This is a genomic window from Alphaproteobacteria bacterium, from assembly GCA_019746225.1.
GTDB lineage: Bacteria > Pseudomonadota > Alphaproteobacteria > Paracaedibacterales > VGCI01 > VGCI01.
The window spans coordinates 154,483-175,817 of sequence record JAIESE010000013.1 but is presented as its reverse complement, the minus strand read 5'-3'; the positions used below and the strand labels follow the sequence as shown (position 1 = coordinate 175,817).

Genomic DNA, 21,335 nt, shown 5'->3' with positions numbered 1-21,335 from the left:
CTACGCTAGAGAAATTTAAATAACGAGGATCGTCCATTTATTGGATACCTTTTATTGCTATAGGGAATTAGAAAGACAGGTTCCCCCTCAGGTATTGGCGCACTCATATCTACCCAATTATGCCATTCTATTTCACATTTCATCCCCTCCAAGTTTTTTTTGAGATGGAAATTAACAGAGGCTGCTTCCCCAATTTTGAGCCTCCTTAAATTTGTTATTTGTCTCAAATATTGTGAGGAATTTGGCGTGAGTTCATTTGAATCCACAGACAGAACTTCTAATCTACTTAAATTTTTGGCAATTGAGCATACACCTTCATCACGAATGCTATTTCGAGTCACATCAAGCACCCGAAGGCCTGGCAATCCTAGAGATAATCTATCCATATCAGCTGAGTCAAGGTTGGAACGATCCAAAACAAGAGATGTTAAATTTGGCAATAAGATCACACTATTGACACAGTGACTGGTTAGGTTGCAAGCTCCCACATCAAGCTCCGCCAAAGTGGTTATTCTACAAATTTCTGCTACACCTGCATCACCAAGATTGTGACAATTCAAATCAAGCCTCTCTAATCGAGTCATCGCACGGGCAATTCGCCCAGCCCCAATCGAGGTGATCGTACCGACACAGCTGCGCAATTCTACTAAACCTGTTAACTTGGTCAACGGGATTGTGTCATCATCAGTCAAGCTTTTGCCAGGTATCACAAGCTCCCGCAAAAACGTAAGGGAGCTGAGGCGGTTGGTGAGATAATCCTTAACGAAATTTCCCGGAGCTGTTATTTCCCAGCGGCAAATATGAGGATAGTAGTACCCTACAAATTTTGTGTGTTGAAGGGATACAGTGAAGGGAACAGAGTGCTCCAGTGGTTTAAAGGGGAGAGGGGCAAAAGGAATGACCTCATTGATTTTCTTTCGTTTCAAGGAAGCCGAATCAGCTTCACTTTCTTCTCTTCCAAATTTATCGCCAGACAGTGTTGGGGAAGCCTGAAAAGCTAATATAAAGAATGCAACTAAGGTTATATATAATTTCATTATCTTGTCCTCGATGGGATTAGGTATTAATAGTTTTAATTTTTACATGAGCAAATGGTAATTTAGAAGAATCTCATCCGATCAAAATCTTAGAGATCGGATCAAATAGGTGGTCATTGGCAGCCAAAACGCCCCCTGTGCCCAAGATATCTTGCCCACCCTTCGCATCGCTGATATAGCCTCCAGATTCGCGAACCATGAGCATGCCGGCAGCCAGATCCCAGGGTTGTAAATCCGTCGCAAAAAGGGCATCAAACTTGCCTGCCGCAAGGTAAGCCAAATCAAGAGCAGCTGAACCAAATCGGCGCATTCCGGCCACTTTACCAACCAAGCGGCTAGAAAAATTAATGGCTTCGACATCGGATTGTTGGCGATAGGGTGTTCCAATGGCCACGATCGCCTCATCCAGATGGCGCCGTCCAGAAACCCGCACGCGTCGCTGATTCAAAAATGTTCCTTTTCCTTTTTCAGCCCAATAAAGCTCGTCCAGGATTGGATTGTATATGACTCCAGCGACAATTTCGTCCCCCTTCTTTAAAGCAAGAGAAACGCAAAATTGGGGAATGCCGTGAAGGAAATTTAATGTCCCATCAAGAGGATCGACGATCCAACAATGCTCTGTATCGGTCCCCTCAATAGCTCCGGATTCTTCCAGCAAAAAGGAATAACCAGGACGGGCTTTGGTGAGCTCTTGAACTAAGATTTTCTCCGCGCGATGATCCGCCGTTGAGACAAAATCCCCCAAGCCTTTTCGCGACACTTGAAGCTGTTCTACTTCCCCAAAATCTCGGGTTAACGCACGCCCTGCTTTTTCTGTTGCAGATACCATAACATTCACAAGAGCGGATCGCCCTGTGAGTCGAGCTGTTAGCATAATAATCTCTTTCAAAAAGGGTCACATCATCAAAGATGTGAGCCGTTATTCTTTCGCCCGTTCCACGTAGGAGCGGTCATCGGTGTTAATCACAATCTTCATGCCAGATCCAATATGGGGCGGCACCATCACGCGCATGCCATTTTCCAACACAGCGGGTTTAAAGGAAGAGGAGGCGGTTTGGCCCTTTACGACAGGGTCTGCTTCCGTAATCATCAAAATGACCGTGTCTGGGAGCTGAACGCTCAAGGGCTTTCCATCATAAGAAGTGACGTTCACAATCATGCCATCTTGCAAGAAATCGGCAGCATCCCCCACAAAGTCCCGAGATAAGGTGATTTGTTCAAAAGTCCCTTGATCCATAAATATGAGGTCATTTGCTTCCGCGTAGAGATACTGGTAAGGATGAATATCCAAAGACACCCGTTCAACGGTCTCGGCTGAGCGAAACCGTACGTTGGTTTTGGTACCTTCCGTCAAGTTTTTCAATTCAACTTGCATATAGGCCCCACCCTTACCTGGTTGAGTATGTTGTGTTTTAACAGCAACCCAAAGCTTACCTTCGTATTCGATCACATTACCAACCTTAACGGTATTTCCACTAATTTTCATGAACGTCCTTTCATTTTTGTTCTTTAAAGATGTCGGTTAACCCACCGAGCATATTCATAGCCTCATCTCGAGGTCTTTGGAAGCAGTTGCGACCAATAATCAACCCATTCCCACCACCAGCAGCAATCGCTTTAGCATCCTCATAGATGCTCTTCACATCCTTGGCTTCGCCTCCTGAGAAGATAACCAATCGACGCCCCTGAAAGCAAGACTGAACAACATGACGGACCCGATCTTCCATCGTATCAATCTTAATACCATGTTGAATATACTGCTTCTTCGCCTCTTCATTTTCTAAATGTGCCGATGGCAACTTTACTTTGATGATGTGCGCCCCCAACAAAGCGGCCATGTGTGCGCCATAAGAAACCACATCAATGGCGGTTTCTCCAGCTTTTGAGAGGGCACCTCGTGCATAAGACCAAATAATCACAGCCAGACCGCATGCCTTCGCTTCTGCTGCCAATTCGCGAATTTCTTCAAACATCTCTAAGGAAGCGTCTGATCCTGGATAAATGGTAAAGCCAATAGCCGAGCATCCAAGGCGCAAAGCATCTCCGACAGAACCGGTCACCGCTTGATCCGGGGGATTATCTTTGGAATAAAGACTGTTGCTGCTGTTGATTTTGAGAATCGTTGGAATGGCACCGGCAAATGTATCAGCACCCGCTTCTAGCCATCCCAAAGGGGCAGCGTAAGCCGCCAAGCCCGCATCGATGGCCATTTTGAAATGATAATGGGGGTCAAAAGCAGCCGGATTGGACACAAACGTACGGGGCCCATGTTCAAATCCTTGATCAACGGGCAGAATAATCATCTTTCCGGTGCCTGCAAGGCGGCCATGCATCATCAATCGGGCAAGATTTGCCTTTGTTCCGGGATTATCGCTTTCGTAATACGAAAGAACTTTCTTAACACGCTGTGTGAGTCTCATGAAACCTCCTGTTGGAATCAGGATAACATTACACTGTTGACTTAAAAAGTCACAATGATATTTTAATTTATTTTACGACCTCAACACTGAAATTAGGGCTATTTCCATGAAAATTTTACTGAAACATCAATCTTTTGACAAAAGAGTGAGTGATACTTGCGTTGTTACCGAACATCCGATTGGGGATGAGATGATTAATGTTGCCGTAGCCAGAGTGACGGGGCGCTACCCCACGACCGGCTATGCCCGCAATAATAAGAGCAAAGAAATTGGATATATTTTTGAGGGCAATGGCAAAGTCGTCGTGAATGACACCGAGCAGCTTCTTCAAACAGGGGATATGGTTTTGATCGAACCGGGCGAGAAATTCTACTGGGAAGGCAATTTGGGCATTTTTCTGTCTTGCACTCCTGCCTGGACACCCGGTCAAAATGAAATGGTGGATAATTGACAAAAAATCCTCTCCCTGCAACGGGAGAGGAACATGATCAGAATTTTTTAAAACACTCAATAAAAAACTTAGCAACAAGGATTTATTTGGCTTTGTATTTTTCCTTGCATGATTTTACACAGTCCTGTTTTTTCATTTGCAATTCACTTCTGGAATTACCAGTTACTTTTTCGCAACTCATTTTGCACTGTCCTTCCGTTTCTTGAACTGGTGCAGAAGCTTGTTTTTTCTTACCGAATGCATCTGTTTCCCCGATAAAGAAAACACTCACACTTAATGCTAAAAGACCCATTGATTTATTAATCTTCATTTTATAACTCCTTAAATTATTTAAATTTCATTCAACATGTAATTTTAGATCAAAATCATTTAAGGAAAGGTTAAGGGGTGGGGGCAGTAAGTTAAAGAGAGGTGTCGAAAAATTGATGATGTAAATTAAAGCATTACGTCATTGCGAGGAGCGCGACGCACAAAGTGCGTAAGCGACGCGGCAATCCATGTATTTGAATCTCTTAAAGTATTCTATGCTTCAAGGAACTTAAGAGTACATGGATTGCCACGTCGCATTTGCTCCTCGCAATGACGTAACCACATGAATTTGTAGTTTTAAAACCCCTCACTTGCCATGACATAGCTGATTAGCATAGCCGAGCAAGGGGAGGGGGTAAAATTACAAAGCTCTTACGTATCCAAGAAGCTGCGTAACTTACGAGACCGGCTAGGGTGCTTTAGTTTGCGTAAAGCCTTGGCTTCAATTTGTCGAATACGTTCACGAGTAACAGCAAATTGTTGACCCACCTCTTCGAGAGTGTGATCCGTGTTCATACCAATACCAAAGCGCATCCGCAATACCCGCTCTTCACGAGCCGTAAGGCTGGCCAGAACACGAGTTGTGGTGTCACGCAAGTTCGCATGAATCGCGGCATCAATGGGCAGTAACGCATTCTTATCTTCAATAAAGTCGCCCAAATGACTATCTTCCTCGTCGCCAATCGGCGTCTCTAAACTGATTGGCTCCTTGGCAATTTTCATGACTTTGCGGACCTTTTCCAGCGGCATCATCAACTTTTCTGACAATTCCTCTGGGGTTGGCTCACGGCCAATTTCATGCATCATTTGACGGGAGGTACGAACCATTTTGTTAATGGTTTCAATCATGTGGACTGGAATACGGATGGTACGCGCTTGATCAGCGATCGAGCGAGTGATGGCCTGACGAATCCACCAAGTGGCATAGGTCGAAAACTTATATCCGCGACGGTATTCAAACTTATCCACGGCTTTCATCAACCCGATGTTGCCTTCTTGGATCAAATCTAAAAACTGCAGACCTCGATTGGTATACTTCTTCGCAATGGAAATCACCAACCGCAAGTTGGCTTCAATCATTTCTTTTTTGGCACGAGAAGATTCCCGCTCCCCTTTTTGAATGGTTGTGACTGTCCGGCGGAATTCGCGGAAGGGCAATCCTGTTTCTTCTTCAACAGCAATAATACTGGCCACCAAGCGTTGGAGGTCAATTTCATGACGTTCCATAAAAGTTGCCCAACCCTTGCCGGTGAGTTTTTTCATACTCTTAATCCAAGCCTCATTGATATGAACACAGTTCATCTGATCTAGGAATTGCTCTCGCTTAATCCCACATGCATCTGCAAATCCAGCCAAGGCTCGTTCTTGAGAACTGATAGACCGAATAATATTCTGGTGCTGGCGCATTAAATCTTCAATACGATGAGGATTCAGCTTGATTTCTTCCATCAAGCCAATCAGCTCTGCCTTAATCTTTTGATAGTCCTTATCAGACTCAATCTCATCTGACTTCGTTGAATTTGCAATCAACTTTTCTTGATGGCTCCATAACGTGGCATAGACTTCACTATACCGATCCATTAAATCTGTAACCTTTGGGTACATGCTTTGCTCAACCACAGATAACGGAGGGGTTGTGGGCTCAGCTGCCTGTTCAGCAGTAGCTGCTACTTCCTCTTCACCTTCTACTGCGTTCTCATTTTCGACTTCCAATAGATCATCATCTTCGGCCCCATCTTCATCAAAATTTGCATTGGTATCCAAAGCAATAATTTCTCGCAGCATCATTGTGCCGGCATGCAATTGCTCTCGCCAATAATCAAGAGCACGTGTCGTTAACGGACTTTCACATAAACCCCCCAGCATCATCTCTTTACCGGACTCGATACGTTTCGCAATGGAGATTTCGCCTTCTCGAGACAATAACTCCACATTCCCCATTTCACGCAAATACATGCGCACAGGATCATCGGTGCGACCCGCTGATTCTGTCGCTTCTTCCTCTGCCTCGAAACCGGTTTCAAAGCCGGTCAATTCCCGGGCGGGTTGCTCTACCTCTGTGAGTGTCTCATCAACTTCATCACTATCAACAATGCTGATGCCCATTTCCGCAATCATTGTCATGGCTTCATCGATTTGGTCCGATGACAATTGATTTTGAGGCAATGTTTCATTCAGTTCGTCATAAGTAATGTATCCACGATCTTTACCACGGGCGATGAGGCGCTTCAGGGAAGGATTTGATTTACTCAATTCCATCAATGGAATATCAACTTCATCTCCAGCAACATCATGTGCAGGAAGGTCTTGATTCTCTGATTTCTTGGCAACTTTACTAGCCATATTTTATACTCCTCTTTTTTCGTCCTTTTTAAAAACAACCTGGTTTTTTAAAAACTTAAATCGTTCCCATGTTTCTTCATCAAATTGATCTCGAACTGCCGCAGCTGTTCGATGTGTTTCAGCCGCCAAATAATGTTTGGCGACGGTTCTATACCAAACTTCTTTCCAACCAGCCAGTGCCTCCTCATAAGTGCTTGATACTTTTGCAAATGGTGCAAATGAATAGACCTGAGGCGTTAACACTTCTGCTAACAATGCAGCAAATCCCTGTTGTTTCAACAACTCCTGCAACTCAGTTGCATGGATGGTGGGATTATCAGCCACAATGGACAAAATAGCTTGGCGCATTTCATCAAAACTCACCGCATCATCCGCTAATAGCTGTAATGATTCTGCAGTGTCTTCTACTAATGTAGGATGATTTATCAAAGTTGCCAGTAAAATCTTGTGTCCCAAATGATTTTTATTTGGTGACACCCGGGCAACCATCAGCGAAGATCCCGCTGAAGAGATTGAATTAATGGAGGATTTTTTGAAATACTTCCCCTGATCATACCCTTTAGCATAACTCCCTTGATCTCTTCCTTTGGGCTCCGTTAGAGCCTGAAGTCGATTATTCAACTCCTCCCGATAAAAATGGCGTACGTCAAGATCACCAATTTCTTTCATTAACTCTCCCAAATCTTGTCGTGCCTTAGCTTTCTGTTCCGGTGTTTGAAAGAGGCGACCCTTTTGAAAAATCGACCATAGGACATCCACCAAAGGTTGAGGACTGCTTAAAATCTGGCGAAATGCGTCCTTCCGGCCTGATCGTAACAGACTATCCGGATCTTCTCCAGCTGGCAAAAAACAGAATCTCAAGGTTTGTCCAACCTTTAGAATCCCTAAAGCCTTTTCAGCAGCCCGATGGGCTGCACGTGTTCCGGCTGCATCCCCATCGAAACACAAGATTGGGTCTTCTGTTCCCCGCCAGAGAAGCGCCATCTGATCATGGGTTAAGGCCGTGCCCAAAGGGGCCACAGCTGTTGTGAATCCCGCCTGATGCATCGCGATGACATCCATATACCCTTCAACAACAATTAGCCCCTCTCCCGATGCATCTTTTTGACGTGCTATGGGCAAAGCAAAATTATAGGCGTATAAGGTTTTGCCTTTAATAAACGTCGGGGTATCTGGCGAATTCAGATATTTGGGGTCCCCCTCTTTCAGGATACGACCACCAAAGGCAATCACACGGCCTTTACCATCCCAAATCGGGAACATCAACCGGGTGCGAAACCGATCATAGGTTGTGTTACGCTCTTCCGCCCGGCCAATCAACCCAGCCTGGATCATAAGTGCTTCAGAAAAGCCCTTCTTTTCAAGAGCCTTTTGTAAACCCTGTTCCGGAGCGTATCCTAATCGCCATTGGGCGATGGTTTGTGATTCAAGACCCCGCTGCTCAAAGTAGGTTCTGGCAGGCTCTCCATGACTTAAGGTGAGTTGCTGCTGATACCAACAACAGGCCGCTTCCATGACTTCATATAAAGATGCGTCTGGTTTGGGTTGGGACGATTGGGCTAAGGAGTCAGCCTGAAGCTTAGGGATCTCAAGTCCCAGCAAGTTTGCCAGCATTTCAACCGCTTCCATAAAAGGCATATTTTGTTTTTGCATGACAAAATCAAAAATATCTCCATGAGCGCCGCAGCCAAAACAATGATAAAAACCCTTTTCATCACTAACAGTAAACGAGGGACTTTTCTCTTTATGAAAAGGGCAAAGCCCTGTTGATTCACGGCCTTTGCGCGTCAATTTAACGTGAGGACGAATCACTTCAGTGATCGTCAACCGATCTCGCAATGTTTGTAAAAAGGGCGCTAAATCTGACATTATCCTAGACTTCCTCATCTAAAGAAGGCAAGCACATCCAATGAGGAATATGTGGAGTTAGGGTAGCATCCTCACACTGAAAGGGCAAAGCCTTTGATAGTGCCTCAAGGCGAATCATAGCAATGCCGATGTTTTGTATAGATGTGCGCATTTCTCCAACTTCTACTCCTCCTTGAAGAACGGGACTTTGAAAGAGGGGGGTCTTTCCCTCAATTCGAACCGGGATAAGGCGTTTACGAACCAAACCACGATAGCGGGTTCGTGCCGTGAGCTCCTGCCCCATATAACATCCCTTATTCCAATCAAGAGCATTCAACTCATCAAATCCACATTCCAACAAAATACCCCGATCAATCAAAACGTCTCGACTGCCATCAGGCACGCCAACAATCAGGCGATGATGATCATAGTCGTCAAAGGATGTTGGTGTTATTCCATGACTTTCAAAAAATTCTTGTATTTTATCCCGATTCATGATGACCCGAGCACCCAGTTCTGTCAGCCGGGGATCCACAAAGACACAACCCCCTTCTAGGGACCGTGTGGCACCTGAGGTGGAAGGTAGATTCACTATTTCGAGAGCTTTGGGGCCCCAAATCGCAGAAACTGTATAGCGATCGCTCACATTCTCGAGTCCAACTTCTGAGCGCAACTTATACAAGGACAAGCGCTTGAGAAGGGCGTCGGCTCGATCAAGGTCACATGTCATCAGCCAAGATTCTTCTCCATTCGGGTCCTTCATGGAGACAATGAATAGATCATACTGAAATTTACCTTGAGGGCTTAAGAGGGCGGCATAGATTCCTTGGGTTGGAGAAATTTTCTCCACATCATTGGTAATCAACCCTTGCAAAAAGGCAGACCGATCCTTGCCGGTAATCTTTAAGATCCCTTGATTTGGAAGTATCGTTGCAAAGGTCATGTGTGGTCCTTTTGTATAATTTACTTTCCTCTTGATTGGCCTCGCAATGACGTACACGAGACCTTACATAGATATTCTAAAAACCCCTACCCATAAACCTCGAGCGTCTGTGCAATTATCTTCTGTTCATCAAATTCCAACTCGGCCTTCACGCGGCTCTTTCTTCCCATTTCCAGGCGAAGTTCAGAAGATTCAACGAGGGTCTTTAAAGCATTTGCCAGAGCTTTAGCATCTTTTGGGGGCACGAGAATGCCATTTTCACCCTCAGACACAACCTCCCGACAACCAGGGACATCGGTTGTCACAATGGGCTTACCGCAGGCGGCGGCCTCCAACAGGGATTTTGGCAATCCTTCTCGATAACTCGGCAAAACGGCGATGTCAGTTAGCGCATACAGGGAAGCAACATCTTCAACTGGCCCAAGCCATGTAATCACGTTCTCCGCCTTCCAAGCCTCTATTGTCGCGGCTGGTACGGATGCTGGGTTTTGAGGATCAAGGCCCCCCGCCACTTGAATTTGGAGCGGAATACCTTCTCGTTTCAAAATCTTTGCAGCTTCATTAAGTTCGCTCAACCCCTTGCTCCACAACAAACGACTGACCATCAAGGCATTAAATGTTTGAGTTTGTGAAGGCTGCGTCGGATAAAATGCCTTCAAGTCAACACCTGCTCCCCGAATCAAGTGGATTTTATCAGGCCCCACTAAGGGGGCCATTAAATCCGCATCATCCGGATTCTGCAAAATCAGCTCACATTGGGGACTTTTCAGCAGAATTCTAAGGGTAAGAGATAATATAGGGCGAATGACCCCCGATTTCAAGGTCCGGTGCGTAAATAAATATCCCATTCCCCCTAAAGCATTGATAATCCTCGGCATTCCCGTGAGGCGTGCCCAAATAGTACCGTAAATCACAGGCTTTAAGGCGACTTGATGGACAATATTCGGGCGAAGCTTGCGGTAGAGCTTCCCAATCTGCCAAAGAGTCTTGAGTTCAGCAAAGGGATTCAGGCGGGAGCGGTGAAAGGGCACATGAAAGATGTCAAATTGCTTTAGATCGGTTTCATAACGCGTCAATTGCGGGCGCGCCTCACAATTCGTGATGATCCCCACCTCAAACCCCGCCTGCTTTGCAGCCTTAGCCAGGCTTAAGCGATGGGAGCAAAAGTACCCAAGTTCCGTGATGAGGAAGACAAGTTTTCTTTTTGAATCAGTCATTTCAAGACAATAGCATAAGATGGAGATGAATGCAGCAATTTGTCAAATTCACCTCTTCGTGGTGGATTTTCAGACCCCCTTTCTCTTAGCCGTCCGTATTTAGACCCTTGCGCTCATAAACAAGGTAGTTTTTATTCCATTGATTGACGAAAACCTGACCGGGTTGACCAGACCATAATGTCATTCGGGGCTCAAACCCAAGACTTTTAGCAAGTTTTCGGGAGATCGCATTTTCTTTCATAGTAAGCCAGCGTAAGAGGATATCAGAGCCAACGGTTTGATCAAACCAGTTCACAATGGCTTTGAAACATGCCGTTCCCAAACCCTTTCCTTGAAAATCTTTCTCTATGGCAAAAAAAACTTCCGTGGCTATTGGGGCGCAACCATCCTCAACCTGAAAACCTCCCCGTCCAATAACTTCCCCCTTGGGAGCGAGAAGAACCCAGCAGGCAAGAAACGTATTCGGCTTATAGACACTGTTGTCATTACAATTGCCCTTCAAATAGGCCACATGTCGTGCTTCTATAACCTCATCTGACCAAAGCTTGCCATCCCTGATATAGGGATAAACCCCTTCGTTATTCACAACAGCCTTAAAATCACGTTTATGCTTCTTTTGATAAGGGACCAATTTGTATCCATTCTCGAGTGTTAACTCACATATCTTTTTTTGTGCTCCTTCTTGTGAAGTAGGTGTTTCCATCGCAACATTTACTTCAGAGAATGAAAGCATAAAGAAGAATGACACGAGTTTTTTTTGCAAGAGAGCATTAACTATTTTCTCTGATTTCCTGAACACAAAATCACTCCATTTTTATTTTAATAAGATATATAAAATTTGATTGGAGACTATCATAAGAAAACAGATTAAAACAACTCTTTCTGCCGCTCATCATTTCCTGTCTTCTTTCCGCGCACTACTGGACCTGAGGCCTCTACCACGGGCACATCGCCATCCCCATAATGAAGGGTAAGGGTGGCGCCCTTCTTTATTTGTTTTGCGCGCGTAATGAAGGTGCCATCGGCCGTGGTCGTCCAACAAAATCCCCGATCAAGGATACGCTGGTAGGAGGCGTGGTTCAACCGACTGGCCACCAACTCAAATTGCTGGTTTGTGACCTCATAATATCGACGGGCAGACGCCTTAAATTGTTGGGCGAGTGTGGGCAGGCGAAGTTCCAGGTTCTGCACATAATTGCGCACTAACGCCGGTAACCGTTCGGCCCACTCGTCCAGGCGTTGCATCTTGTCTTCCAGAAGGCGTGTTAAATCTGGCAACCCGCGAGACGCTGCCAGAAGCGTCATTTTACGACGTTCTAATTCTTGGGCAATCACAGCCGTCATCCGTTGCTGGCGATCTTGCAAATATTGCCACAAATCCACCAAGACAGGCACCGCCATTTCGGCTGCGGCCGTCGGTGTAGGCGCCCGGCGATCAGACGCATAATCAATGAGCGTCGTATCTGTTTCATGGCCCACGGCAGAGATCAAGGGAATTCGACTATTGGCAGCCGCCCGCACCACGATCTCTTCATTAAACGCCCAAAGATCTTCCAGGCTTCCGCCGCCCCGCGCCACGATTATCAAATCGGGGGGACTGGCCATCGCATTAAACCCCTCAATCGCAGCCGCCACCTGTTCAGCCGCTCCTTGCCCTTGAACCAAAACGGGCCAAACCAGCACATGACAGGGGTATCGGTCCTCCAAGCGATGGAGGATATCTTGAAGAACCGCGCCTGTTGGTGAGGTCACGACTCCAATTTTCTGAGGGTAAGGGGGCAGGGGCTTTTTGCGCGCAACTTCAAAGAGACCTTCCGCTGCTAAACGGGCTTTTCGTTCCTCCAGTAGTTTCAGGAGGGCCCCTTGGCCCGTTGGCTCAAACTCTTCCACAACCATCTGATACTTTGAGCGACCAGGATAGGTGGTTAGGCGCCCAAGAGCGATGATTTCCAGCCCCTCTTCCAAGGCAACGGGACTTCTTTTCAGACTTCCCCGCCAAGAAACAGCGTCCATCACCGCATCCGCATCCTTCAACGCAAAATAGGTATGGCCTGATGTATGACGCTTCAGCCCAGAAATTTCGCCTCGAACCCGAACATGACCATAGGTTTTTTCGACCATCTGCTTCAAGTTTTGTGAAATTTCTGTGACGGAGTAGACAGGAACCTCTTGTAATTCGACTTCTAATGCTGTCATTATATGACCTTATTTAGGACATGGTACGTGGGTCTCATTTTTGATATGATGTAATCATATCATTTAAGTGTCCCTTTACGGCATAAAAAATTATAGGCTCATGAACTACGATCATATTTTTTCAACGCACATCCAGTCTCTAAAAGGCGAAGGACGTTATAGAATATTTGCTGATCTGGAGCGCATCGTTGGTGAAGCGCCTTATGCTCTGTGGCATAGCCCGGATGGGGAGAAAAAGGTCATTATTTGGTGCAGTAATGACTACCTTGGGATGAGCCAGCACCCAGAAGTTATTGAAGCCATGGTTCAAGCTGCACAGCACTATGGTGCAGGATCGGGTGGTACCCGCAATATCTCAGGCACGGCTCACAGCCATGTGCTTTTAGAACAAGAAGTTGCGACTCTTCACGGCAAAGAAAAAGGATTGATTTTCACCTCTGGCTATAATGCCAACGAGGCCACAATTTCTGCCCTCGCCCAAGCCCTACCCCATTGCGTTGTGTTAAGTGATGAGAAAAACCACGCTTCGATTATCCAAGGGATTCGTGCCGGTAAATCAGAACGCAGGATTTTCCGCCACAACAACTTAAATGATTTGCGGGAAAACTTAAAATCTCTTGATCCAGCGCGACCCAAAATCATAGCCTTTATTTCTGTGTATTCTATGGATGGGGATATCGCCCCCATTGAGGGCATTTGCGATTTAGCTGAGGAGTTTAATGCCATCACGTATCTGGATGAAGTTCACGCTGTTGGACTGTATGGCCCAGGAGGCGCAGGGGTTGCCGCTCAACTCGGCTTGCAAGATCGTATCGATATTATTCAAGCCAACTTTGCTAAGGCTTATGGGGTGATTGGTGGGTATATTACTGGGTCCACCCCTCTTGTTGATTATGTGCGAAGTGTGGCTTCTGGTTTTATTTTCACAACCTCATTGCCCCCCGGTGTTGTGGCAGCTGCCCACAAATCCATCTCAATTTTGCGTAACGACACGACCTTGCGCAACCAATTATGGCGCAATGTTGAGAAGCTAAAAGCCTGCTTGGAAAAAAGCTCGATCCCGTTTCAACGCTTATCCAGTCACATTGTTCCCATTATTGTTGGAGATCCGCTTCAATGCTTTACGGTGTGTGATATTTTACGACGGGAATATGGTATCTATGTTCAACCAATCAACTACCCTACAGTCCCCCGCGGTCAAGAGCGTCTTCGCTTGACTGTCACCCCTTCTCATACCCCAGAAATGATCCATCAACTCGGCGATGCCCTGGAGGATGTATGGAATCGCCTTAATCTTAAGGTTGCAGCTTAAGAATTTTTTTCGTATATTAACCTTTGTTAATCTTTTATGATTTATAATTAAATAGGAGTAGTCACCATGTTGCATTTACGATTTAGAAGCTGTTTTTATTATTGGCACACAAATGAAAATATGAATGAAAACATTAATTTATTACGAAAAAGAAAGCGACAATTAAAATGCAAGGTCTCATAACAAACACCGTTCTTAAATCTCTTTGTGCCTCAATAAAAACAATTTCTCGTATTCTCCCTGTTCTTCTCTTCTCCTTATTCACCTGTCCTCTTAAAGCCGATGATCCGTCCCCCCTACCAATTGTTGTGATTTCACAAATTGTACAGCATGTTTCCCTTGATCTAGAACGGGAAGGCATCCTTGCGGCACTGAAGGACGCTGGTTATATCGATGGCCAAACGGTGAAGATTGTTTATGAAAATGCCCAAGGAAATATGGCAACTTCTAACCTCATTGCCAGTAACTTTGCCAGCTTGAAGCCAGCGGTGGCTGTGGCCATTTCAACGCCATCGGCCCAATCTTTGATGAAACCCATGGCTGAGCAAAATGTCCCCATCGTCTTCACGGCCGTAACTGACCCTTTAGAAGCAAAATTGGTCACCCGTTTGGATGCGCGACCTGAAGCCGTTACAGGTGTGAGCGATGCTTTAAAAGCCAGTTCTCAACTCGACTTGGTGAAGAAGCTTGTCCCTTCTGTAAAAAATATTGGTGTTGTCTATAACCCTGGGGAAACAAACTCTGTAAAAGCTGTACAACAGTTGAGAGAAGAAGCCATGAAAAGAGGTTTCACTCTTGTCATAGCTACTGCTGACAAGTCCAGCGACATTGTATCAGCAACCACGAAATTGGTCGGTAAAGTGGATGCTATATATATTCCCAATGACAACACAGCCGTAGCGGCGATGGAGAGCATTGTCATTTTGGGTAAGAAATTTCAATTGCCGATCTTTGCTGGTGATGCGGGCTCCGTTGAAAGGGGCGCCCTCGCAGCACAAGCATATGATCGTGATACACTCGGCCGGGCCGCAGGCGCAAAAGTTGCTAAAATCTTGAAAGGCGAAAAAGCGGGTGATTTGATTGTTGAAACGGATCATCCCTTGGTTTTGATGCTCAATTTAAAGGCAGCCAAAGACATGGGGGTCACAATTCCAGAAGATCTTAAAGCACAAGCAAAGATCATCGGAGAGAAACCATGAGTGCACCTTTAAACTGGATCCAATTTGTGGGAGCCGTTGAGCTCGGGTTCATCTATAGCTTGGTTGTGATTGGGGTTTACTTATCCTTTCGCACCCTTCAATTTCCCGACATGACCGTCGATGGCAGCTTTCCCTTGGGAGCTGCCGTTGCAGCCACCCTCATTACGGGGGGTGTGAACCCTTATGCAGCTACGTTTGCGGCCGTGCTGGCAGGCTCCGCTGCAGGCCTTGTTACCGCCTGGTTATCAACACACTTGCGTATGTTAAATTTGTTAGCGGGTATCTTGTCCATGTTGGCCCTATACTCCGTTAACTTGCGCATCATGGGGCGACCCAACATCGCCCTCTTAGGTGAGAGGACGATTTTAAGCGGATGGATGGGGCTTGTTCCCAACTCTGTTTCCTTAGGATTCATTACCCTTTTGGTTATCTTTGGGATGTATTGGTTTTTGAGCACACGCCTCGGGCTTGCCATTCGAGCCACGGGAAGCAATCCCAAAATGGGCCGTGCGCAAGGTATTAACGACCGTCGCATGGTCATGACCGGACTTAGTTCCTCTAATGCTCTTGTGGCATTGGGGGGCGCTTTATATGCTCAAGTCCACGGATTTGCTGACGTCACCATGGGGCTTGGAACCATCATCATTGGCTTGGCCGCGGTCATTATTGGGGAAGCTCTCTTCCCCACTCGGACCGTCTTGCAGTCCATCATCGCGTGCATGTTGGGGGGGATTCTCTACTTCATCATTCGGGCGATGGCCTTAAACGTGGAAGGATTCCAAGCTTCTGACTTAAATTTGGTCACGGCCATATTGGTGGCATCCGCCATGCTTCTTCCCGGTTTAAGCAGCAAACTTCGCGTGGGGAGGAAAGCATGATTACCGTATCCCACCTAAAAGTTACCTTCGCACCAGGAACAGTGATGGAAAAAAAGGCCTTGCGAGGGATAAATTTAAAGATTGGCGAGGGTGAATTCATCACCGTAATTGGAAGTAATGGGGCCGGAAAGTCGACCCTGTTGAATGCGCTTGCAGGAGAAGTCATGTCGAGTGCCGGCACCATTCACATCGATGATAAGGACGTCACGCGCCTCCCCGCCCATGCACGTGCCGATCTGGTTGCCCGCGTCTTTCAGGACCCCCTCGCCGGAACGTGTGGGGATTTGACCATTGCGGAGAACATGGCCTTGGCCCATCGTCGCGGCATGAGTCGCGGGTTGACGAAAGGACTGTCTAAATCCGATCGGGAGTTTTATGCCGAAACGCTGAAAGTCCTGAAATTGGGGTTGGAGAATCGGCTCGACACGTCGATGTCCCTCCTTTCCGGTGGTCAGCGCCAAGCGGTCAGTTTGTTGATGGCAAGTTTAAGTCCCTTAAAGATTCTGCTTCTCGATGAACATAGTTCTGCTCTTGATCCAAAGACTGCTGCGTTTGTGATGAATCTAACAGAAGAGATTATCACCACAAAAGGTCTCACGGCACTCATGGTCACCCACAGTTTGCAACAAGCCTTGCATAGCGGCACTCGAACCGTGATGCTTCATGAAGGCAAAGTCATTTACGATGTTTCTGGTAAAGAACGCAAGAAATTGACCGTTCCAGATTTGCTGAAACAATTCGGCACGGCCATGGATGACGATCGATTGTTGCTGGAGCAGTGAGGGGGAGATACTGACTTTCTAAGATTATATATTCGCAGATTTTGATAATTTTAGAAAATAAATGTTTAATAATTCGTTAATAAATACACATTTACCTTGCAACCCCTGCGACTATTTGGATATAGCAAGTTACCCCTTGAAATATTATAGTAAAAATACTATATTAAAGATTGAGGGAGTTAGGTGTGATAAAACCATTGTATTGGGTTGGTAGCACAAAAATTGATCTACTAGACTTTCCTGAGGAGGTTCGAGAAGAAGCTGGTTATGCTCTCTACCTAGCACAAATGGGAGAAAAACATTCTTCAGTAAAACCTCTAAAAGGATTTAAGGGATCAGGAGTTTTAGAGATTGTTGAAGATCATAACACTAATACCTTTAGAGTTGTTTATACAGTCACACTTAAAGAAGCTATATATGTTCTCCATGCCTTTCAAAAAAAGTCTAAGCATGGAATTGCAACACCAAAGAAAGAAATTGATCTGATTGAGGCGCGGTTTAAAAGAGCTCAAGAAGATTATGAAAGGAGAAAGAAATGACGGAAAAAATTATTAAGGCGAGCGATAATATATTTGCTGACCTAAAGATTAAAGAGCCTGAGGAAGTTCTGGCTAAGGCTGAATTGGCTCGAAAGATCCAAAAAACCATCATTTCGAGAAAACTGACTCAGACGCAGGCAGCCCGTGTCTTGGGTCTAAAGCAACCTGATGTTTCTGATTTGTTTAGAGGACGTCTTCACAAGTTTTCTATTGATCGCTTAATCCATCTCCTCAATTTACTCGATTGGGATGTTGATATTGTCATCAAAAGAAACCATTCAAAATTTCGTCCCGCAGTAACACATGTTGTTGCAGCATAGTAAGTTGTAAGATATATGACATTCACCTACACCCTCACTCAACAAGACCTCAGTAGCTTGGTGCAGCCTCTGGCAGAAGCTTTGCGGCCAGGAGACGTGATTGCCTTGTGGGGGGATTTGGGCGTCGGGAAAACGACATTTGCGCGCATTCTCATTCAAACTATGGTTGGTCAAGACATAGATGTCCCCAGTCCGACTTTCACGCTTGTACAAGCTTATGATACCCCTCAAGGCGAAGTGTGGCATTGCGATCTTTATCGTCTCAAAGACCCCGAGGAAGTGTTTGAACTGGGCCTTGAAGATGCTTTTCATGAGGCCATATGCTTGATAGAATGGCCGGAGCGGTTGGCTGATTTATTACCCCGCCGACGGATTGATATCACTTTTAAAATCGTCAATGAAACAACACGAGAAATTACCATAACCATAGTAGGACCCCATGAGTCGCTTAAAACCTTACCAGAAACCACAAGTTGATCTCCTCAACTGAAGGGATGGCCAGACGACGAATTTAAAAACTGGACCCATTACTCACCGTTTGCCTTGCACTCTTCGCAAAAAGTCTCAATTATTAAGCTTTTCCTTGTAAAATTCTTCGGATCAAAACATTTGTTTTCTATTGGTTCACGACAATTATGGCAAAAAACTTTTATCCTGAATAAGAGGTTGAGCCCATTATAAAAACCTTGTCCATAAGGCAATTTAAGTGCTAAAAATTTCAGTTTAACTAAACTTCTAGATTGGTTTACAGCTTGGCATAATTCCCTAAAAATATTTTGATGATCACAGTCAAACCATAAATTATGAAGATATATTCTTTGTATATATAGATCAGAATTAAAAATTTCAGTGAGCATTCTAAGATTAAAGCCGTATGAGTATTCTTCAGATTCTAATTTAAATACTTTTAGTTTGCTATTATTTTTGACTTTTCCCAGGAGCTCAATAAATAGTTCTTGAAAATCCCCACAAAAATGTAAATTTAAATATTCCAATGAAGTCATATATTCTATTTTTTCTTTAACTATTTTAGAAAGGGAGGTGGTATCAAAATTTAAACCAATTTTTAATTTTTTCAATTTTGAAAAATTAAAAGATTTACGCACAATTTTTAGGGCAGAATCGGAATCGAAAGGACCATTAACATGGCAATCTTCGTGGTCCCACTCCCAATTTTCAGAATAAGGAGTTGAATCGTAAATCAACTCTTCGCATAAAGTTTCTGTTGATATAACCTCGCAAAGGCGAGTAAGGGCGTTTCTAGCCACAGGTCTTAAAGGGTTTTGGTTATTTCCCCAATTTTCCGTACTTTCTTCAGTCCAATTCTTACCACCGGGACAGATTATACAGCTAGACAATGCGAAAGATTTCAAATTTTTGCACCTGGCAAGGAGGTCCACGATTTCGTCATCCAAGAATTGAGTTTTATCAACTGTTCCATCTTGCTTTGCAAGAACACTCAAGCCTTGAACATTCAAATATCTCAGACAGTTAGCCACTAGGTCTATTTTTCCGACTTTCCTAAGCATCCCCCTTAAAGCTTCTACAGGAGTGTTTATTTTTAAGTCTATTCTACCTCCTCTTTGTTGAAAGATCTCACATCGTAATGCTCTGTTTTGAATATTTAAGAACTTAAGAGTTGTGCTATCCAAAAGTCCGTAGAGTTGCATACGAACGTGATAAGGCAACTCAAAAAGCTTACCAAGATTACGAAGATCTATTTGAGGTTCATCCTCAGTCTTCTGGGACTTAAGCATAGGAGATATTACTGCTGAAGTTTGATCTCCCTGTAAGCGTTCAGTATGAGCGATAGAAGAATGAGAAGACTTTCTTTTCTTACTTTCCTTACCCTCTTCAGATGTAAACCCTATTTGAGAACAGAGTCCTGTCACTAATAAAGCAAAAGTTGTTTGTTTTAAATATTTATGTATTTTTTTCTCCATGCTAAATAATAAATTTTAATAAACATAAAGTACTTATTAAAAAATGAGCATTATTGTAGAGACACAAAATATATTTTTGCAATACCGTAAAAATACGCTAGTTCCTAAAGTTTCAAAGAGGGTGAGTTATTTCAGGAATATCAGTTTAATTTGCTAAAAAGGTCTCTATCTTACAGATCTTCAAATTTTTCTTTACCCTCAGGAAACTTTGAGTTAGGCCTTGAAGATGCTTTTCATGAGGCCATATGCTTGATAGAATGGCCGGAGCGGTTGGCTGATTTATTGCCCCGCCGACGAATTGATATCACATTAAAAATCGTCAATGAAACAACGCGAGAAATTACCATAACCTTAGTAGGACCCCATGAGTCGCTTAAAACCTTACCAGAAACCACAAGTTGATCCCCTCGACCGGGTAGCGCAACGGCATCTCTTTTTAGGCCATCAATCCCTGACGGCGTTGCCTTGTGATGCCTCGAAGCGACAATATTTCCGCTATGAGGGGGGACTCTTGATGGATGCACCACCTCCTGAAAATCCCACCCAATTTGTGCGCGTGGCATCCCATTTGAAGGATCTTGGATTTTCAGCGCCTGCCATCCTCGCCGAAGATTTGTCCCAAGGGTTACTGGCCATAGAGGATTTTGGTGAGACGACTTATACAAAACTGTTGCAAGCAGGCCATGATCCCTATCCCCTCTATGAGTTGGCGGTCGATACCCTCATCGCTCTTCATCAGCGGGCAACGGATTGCCCAGAATTTATCCCCGCTTATGATGTTGATCATATGCTGCGAGAAGTCACCCAATTTGTTGACTGGTATGTGCCTGCGAATTGCAATAAGAGCTTGTCCAATTCCGAGAAAGTAGACTATCTCGATCTCTGGAGACCTGTTTTTGAAAAAGCAGTTAAGAGTCCCCATACCTTAGCATTGCGGGACTATCATGTGGATAATTTGATGCTCTTGAAAGATCGCGCTGATGTTGCCGCCTGTGGACTTCTGGATTTTCAAGATGCGGGATGGGGACCCGTTGCTTATGATCTTATCTCCCTTGTGGAGGATGAACGCCTCGATTTAGAGCCTGCGCTCATCGAGCATTGCTGGCAACGATATTTAGGGGCCTTTCCTCATTTGGATGAAGAAGCTTTGAGATCATCAGGGTGCCTATTGGCCGCTGGACGCCATGCCAAAAACATCGGCATCTTTACCCGCCTTGCGGTGCGGGACGGCAAAACCCATTACCTCAATCATCTCCCCCGCATGTGGAAAATGCTTCATAGCTGTTTGGAACACCCCGATTTAGCCGCCCTTAAAGCCTGGTTCAAAGACCATGATCAGGAGCCTTTATCCCATGCCGTTCTCAAATCTCAATTCATCAAAGGAGGCGAATTCTAATGCCGTGTCCTATTTGCCAAAAGCACGCTGATAAAACCTATGCACCGTTCTGTTCAAAGACCTGTAAGAACATTGACCTCATCAAATGGTTTAGGGAAGATTACAAAATCCCCACTCAAGAGACAGCGGAAGAGGAAGATGCGGAAGAAGCAGGGGAGAAAAGCTCTTTGGATGATTGAGTCTTTATCTTCTGCCTTGCTGA

Annotated in this window: 23 protein-coding genes; 11 read left to right on the top strand and 12 right to left on the bottom strand. The window is 45.0% G+C overall.

Going from position 1 to position 21,335, the window contains the following annotated elements; translation table 11 throughout:
• Nucleotides 1–5 precede the first annotated feature (5 nt).
• The 4 genes from K2Y18_02780 to K2Y18_02765 form a co-directional block, all read right to left on the bottom strand.
• Nucleotides 6–1,037 carry a hypothetical protein gene (locus K2Y18_02780; protein MBX9804661.1) on the bottom strand — a complete coding sequence of 344 codons (1,032 nt, stop codon included), beginning with the start codon at nucleotides 1,035–1,037 and terminating at the stop codon, nucleotides 6–8.
• Between the two features lie 73 nt (nucleotides 1,038–1,110).
• Complete coding sequence (locus K2Y18_02775; protein MBX9804660.1) at nucleotides 1,111–1,911, bottom strand: inositol monophosphatase; 801 nt, start codon at nucleotides 1,909–1,911, stop codon at nucleotides 1,111–1,113.
• Between the two features lie 45 nt (nucleotides 1,912–1,956).
• Complete coding sequence (gene efp / locus K2Y18_02770) at nucleotides 1,957–2,523, bottom strand: elongation factor P (GenBank protein ID MBX9804659.1); 567 nt, start codon at nucleotides 2,521–2,523, stop codon at nucleotides 1,957–1,959.
• 10 nt (nucleotides 2,524–2,533) lie between these two features.
• Nucleotides 2,534–3,457, bottom strand: a complete 924-nt coding sequence (locus tag K2Y18_02765; protein MBX9804658.1) for a class I fructose-bisphosphate aldolase — start codon at nucleotides 3,455–3,457, stop codon at nucleotides 2,534–2,536.
• Between the two features lie 106 nt (nucleotides 3,458–3,563).
• Here K2Y18_02765 and K2Y18_02760 point away from each other — a divergent pair, with 106 nt between their 5' ends.
• Entirely contained in the window at nucleotides 3,564–3,908 is a 345-nt protein-coding gene (locus K2Y18_02760) for an AraC family ligand binding domain-containing protein (protein MBX9804657.1), read from the top strand.
• Between the two features lie 82 nt (nucleotides 3,909–3,990).
• On the opposite strand, the gene K2Y18_02755 is transcribed toward K2Y18_02760, so the two are convergent.
• From K2Y18_02755 to xseA, 7 genes are all read right to left on the bottom strand, one after another.
• Entirely contained in the window at nucleotides 3,991–4,218 is a 228-nt protein-coding gene (locus K2Y18_02755) for a hypothetical protein (GenBank protein ID MBX9804656.1), read from the bottom strand.
• 371 nt (nucleotides 4,219–4,589) lie between these two features.
• The gene (rpoD, locus tag K2Y18_02750) at nucleotides 4,590–6,560 is read right to left on the bottom strand and encodes an RNA polymerase sigma factor RpoD (GenBank protein MBX9804655.1); all 1,971 of its coding nucleotides are present in this window, start codon (nucleotides 6,558–6,560) and stop codon (nucleotides 4,590–4,592) included.
• 3 nt (nucleotides 6,561–6,563) lie between these two features.
• The gene (dnaG, locus tag K2Y18_02745) at nucleotides 6,564–8,429 is read right to left on the bottom strand and encodes a DNA primase (GenBank protein MBX9804654.1); all 1,866 of its coding nucleotides are present in this window, start codon (nucleotides 8,427–8,429) and stop codon (nucleotides 6,564–6,566) included.
• A gap of 4 nt (nucleotides 8,430–8,433) precedes the next feature.
• On the bottom strand, nucleotides 8,434–9,351 hold the full coding sequence (locus tag K2Y18_02740; protein ID MBX9804653.1) for a folate-binding protein: 918 nt from the start codon (nucleotides 9,349–9,351) through the stop codon (nucleotides 8,434–8,436).
• An 86-nt stretch (nucleotides 9,352–9,437) separates the two neighbouring features.
• Nucleotides 9,438–10,568, bottom strand: a complete 1,131-nt coding sequence (locus tag K2Y18_02735; protein MBX9804652.1) for a glycosyltransferase family 4 protein — start codon at nucleotides 10,566–10,568, stop codon at nucleotides 9,438–9,440.
• 85 nt (nucleotides 10,569–10,653) lie between these two features.
• The gene (locus tag K2Y18_02730; GenBank protein ID MBX9804651.1) at nucleotides 10,654–11,367 is read right to left on the bottom strand and encodes a GNAT family N-acetyltransferase; all 714 of its coding nucleotides are present in this window, start codon (nucleotides 11,365–11,367) and stop codon (nucleotides 10,654–10,656) included.
• A gap of 68 nt (nucleotides 11,368–11,435) precedes the next feature.
• Complete coding sequence (gene xseA / locus K2Y18_02725; GenBank protein MBX9804650.1) at nucleotides 11,436–12,764, bottom strand: exodeoxyribonuclease VII large subunit; 1,329 nt, start codon at nucleotides 12,762–12,764, stop codon at nucleotides 11,436–11,438.
• A 100-nt stretch (nucleotides 12,765–12,864) separates the two neighbouring features.
• Here xseA and hemA point away from each other — a divergent pair, with 100 nt between their 5' ends.
• The 7 genes from hemA (at nucleotide 12,865) to tsaE (ending at nucleotide 18,271) form a co-directional block, all read left to right on the top strand.
• Nucleotides 12,865–14,076, top strand: a complete 1,212-nt coding sequence (gene hemA / locus K2Y18_02720; protein ID MBX9804649.1) for a 5-aminolevulinate synthase — start codon at nucleotides 12,865–12,867, stop codon at nucleotides 14,074–14,076.
• 167 nt (nucleotides 14,077–14,243) lie between these two features.
• Nucleotides 14,244–15,275, top strand: coding sequence for an ABC transporter substrate-binding protein (locus tag K2Y18_02715; GenBank protein MBX9804648.1), 1,032 nt, complete (start codon nucleotides 14,244–14,246; stop codon nucleotides 15,273–15,275).
• Complete coding sequence (locus tag K2Y18_02710; protein MBX9804647.1) at nucleotides 15,272–16,153, top strand: ABC transporter permease; 882 nt, start codon at nucleotides 15,272–15,274, stop codon at nucleotides 16,151–16,153. Before K2Y18_02715 ends, K2Y18_02710 begins: the two co-directional genes overlap by 4 nt.
• The gene (locus tag K2Y18_02705; protein ID MBX9804646.1) at nucleotides 16,150–16,935 is read left to right on the top strand and encodes an ABC transporter ATP-binding protein; all 786 of its coding nucleotides are present in this window, start codon (nucleotides 16,150–16,152) and stop codon (nucleotides 16,933–16,935) included. Before K2Y18_02710 ends, K2Y18_02705 begins: the two co-directional genes overlap by 4 nt.
• Nucleotides 16,936–17,105: 170 nt before the next feature.
• Nucleotides 17,106–17,474: a type II toxin-antitoxin system RelE/ParE family toxin gene (locus K2Y18_02700; protein MBX9804645.1), complete on the top strand. Its 369-nt coding sequence runs from the start codon at nucleotides 17,106–17,108 to the stop codon at nucleotides 17,472–17,474.
• On the top strand, nucleotides 17,471–17,794 hold the full coding sequence (locus K2Y18_02695; protein MBX9804644.1) for a helix-turn-helix domain-containing protein: 324 nt from the start codon (nucleotides 17,471–17,473) through the stop codon (nucleotides 17,792–17,794). The genes K2Y18_02700 and K2Y18_02695 overlap by 4 nt, the downstream gene beginning before the upstream one ends.
• A gap of 15 nt (nucleotides 17,795–17,809) precedes the next feature.
• The gene (gene tsaE / locus K2Y18_02690; protein ID MBX9804643.1) at nucleotides 17,810–18,271 is read left to right on the top strand and encodes a tRNA (adenosine(37)-N6)-threonylcarbamoyltransferase complex ATPase subunit type 1 TsaE; all 462 of its coding nucleotides are present in this window, start codon (nucleotides 17,810–17,812) and stop codon (nucleotides 18,269–18,271) included.
• Between the two features lie 50 nt (nucleotides 18,272–18,321).
• Here tsaE and K2Y18_02685 read toward each other — a convergent pair whose 3' ends face one another.
• Complete coding sequence (locus K2Y18_02685; GenBank protein ID MBX9804642.1) at nucleotides 18,322–19,737, bottom strand: hypothetical protein; 1,416 nt, start codon at nucleotides 19,735–19,737, stop codon at nucleotides 18,322–18,324.
• 150 nt (nucleotides 19,738–19,887) lie between these two features.
• On the opposite strand from K2Y18_02685, the gene K2Y18_02680 reads away from it, so the two are divergent.
• The 3 genes from K2Y18_02680 to K2Y18_02670 are packed head-to-tail and all read left to right on the top strand — an operon-like array spanning nucleotide 19,888 to nucleotide 21,312.
• Nucleotides 19,888–20,139, top strand: a complete 252-nt coding sequence (locus K2Y18_02680) for a tRNA (adenosine(37)-N6)-threonylcarbamoyltransferase complex ATPase subunit type 1 TsaE (protein MBX9804641.1) — start codon at nucleotides 19,888–19,890, stop codon at nucleotides 20,137–20,139.
• Entirely contained in the window at nucleotides 20,102–21,133 is a 1,032-nt protein-coding gene (locus K2Y18_02675; GenBank protein MBX9804640.1) for a phosphotransferase, read from the top strand. Before K2Y18_02680 ends, K2Y18_02675 begins: the two co-directional genes overlap by 38 nt.
• Complete coding sequence (locus K2Y18_02670; GenBank protein ID MBX9804639.1) at nucleotides 21,133–21,312, top strand: DNA gyrase inhibitor YacG; 180 nt, start codon at nucleotides 21,133–21,135, stop codon at nucleotides 21,310–21,312. The genes K2Y18_02675 and K2Y18_02670 overlap by 1 nt, the downstream gene beginning before the upstream one ends.
• Nucleotides 21,313–21,335 lie beyond the last annotated feature (23 nt).

Coding starts and splice junctions, on each gene's coding strand:
- K2Y18_02780 (MBX9804661.1), bottom strand. CDS start 1,037: ATGAAATTATATATAACCTTAGTTGCATTCTTTATATTAGCTTTTCAG.
- K2Y18_02775 (MBX9804660.1), bottom strand. CDS start 1,911: ATGCTAACAGCTCGACTCACAGGGCGATCCGCTCTTGTGAATGTTATG.
- efp (MBX9804659.1), bottom strand. CDS start 2,523: ATGAAAATTAGTGGAAATACCGTTAAGGTTGGTAATGTGATCGAATAC.
- K2Y18_02765 (MBX9804658.1), bottom strand. CDS start 3,457: ATGAGACTCACACAGCGTGTTAAGAAAGTTCTTTCGTATTACGAAAGC.
- K2Y18_02760 (MBX9804657.1), top strand. CDS start 3,564: ATGAAAATTTTACTGAAACATCAATCTTTTGACAAAAGAGTGAGTGAT.
- K2Y18_02755 (MBX9804656.1), bottom strand. CDS start 4,218: ATGAAGATTAATAAATCAATGGGTCTTTTAGCATTAAGTGTGAGTGTT.
- rpoD (MBX9804655.1), bottom strand. CDS start 6,560: ATGGCTAGTAAAGTTGCCAAGAAATCAGAGAATCAAGACCTTCCTGCA.
- dnaG (MBX9804654.1), bottom strand. CDS start 8,429: ATGTCAGATTTAGCGCCCTTTTTACAAACATTGCGAGATCGGTTGACG.
- K2Y18_02740 (MBX9804653.1), bottom strand. CDS start 9,351: ATGACCTTTGCAACGATACTTCCAAATCAAGGGATCTTAAAGATTACC.
- K2Y18_02735 (MBX9804652.1), bottom strand. CDS start 10,568: ATGACTGATTCAAAAAGAAAACTTGTCTTCCTCATCACGGAACTTGGG.
- xseA (MBX9804650.1), bottom strand. CDS start 12,764: ATGACAGCATTAGAAGTCGAATTACAAGAGGTTCCTGTCTACTCCGTC.
- hemA (MBX9804649.1), top strand. CDS start 12,865: ATGAACTACGATCATATTTTTTCAACGCACATCCAGTCTCTAAAAGGC.
- K2Y18_02715 (MBX9804648.1), top strand. CDS start 14,244: ATGCAAGGTCTCATAACAAACACCGTTCTTAAATCTCTTTGTGCCTCA.
- K2Y18_02710 (MBX9804647.1), top strand. CDS start 15,272: ATGAGTGCACCTTTAAACTGGATCCAATTTGTGGGAGCCGTTGAGCTC.
- K2Y18_02705 (MBX9804646.1), top strand. CDS start 16,150: ATGATTACCGTATCCCACCTAAAAGTTACCTTCGCACCAGGAACAGTG.
- K2Y18_02695 (MBX9804644.1), top strand. CDS start 17,471: ATGACGGAAAAAATTATTAAGGCGAGCGATAATATATTTGCTGACCTA.
- tsaE (MBX9804643.1), top strand. CDS start 17,810: ATGACATTCACCTACACCCTCACTCAACAAGACCTCAGTAGCTTGGTG.
- K2Y18_02685 (MBX9804642.1), bottom strand. CDS start 19,737: ATGGAGAAAAAAATACATAAATATTTAAAACAAACAACTTTTGCTTTA.
- K2Y18_02675 (MBX9804640.1), top strand. CDS start 20,102: ATGAGTCGCTTAAAACCTTACCAGAAACCACAAGTTGATCCCCTCGAC.
- K2Y18_02670 (MBX9804639.1), top strand. CDS start 21,133: ATGCCGTGTCCTATTTGCCAAAAGCACGCTGATAAAACCTATGCACCG.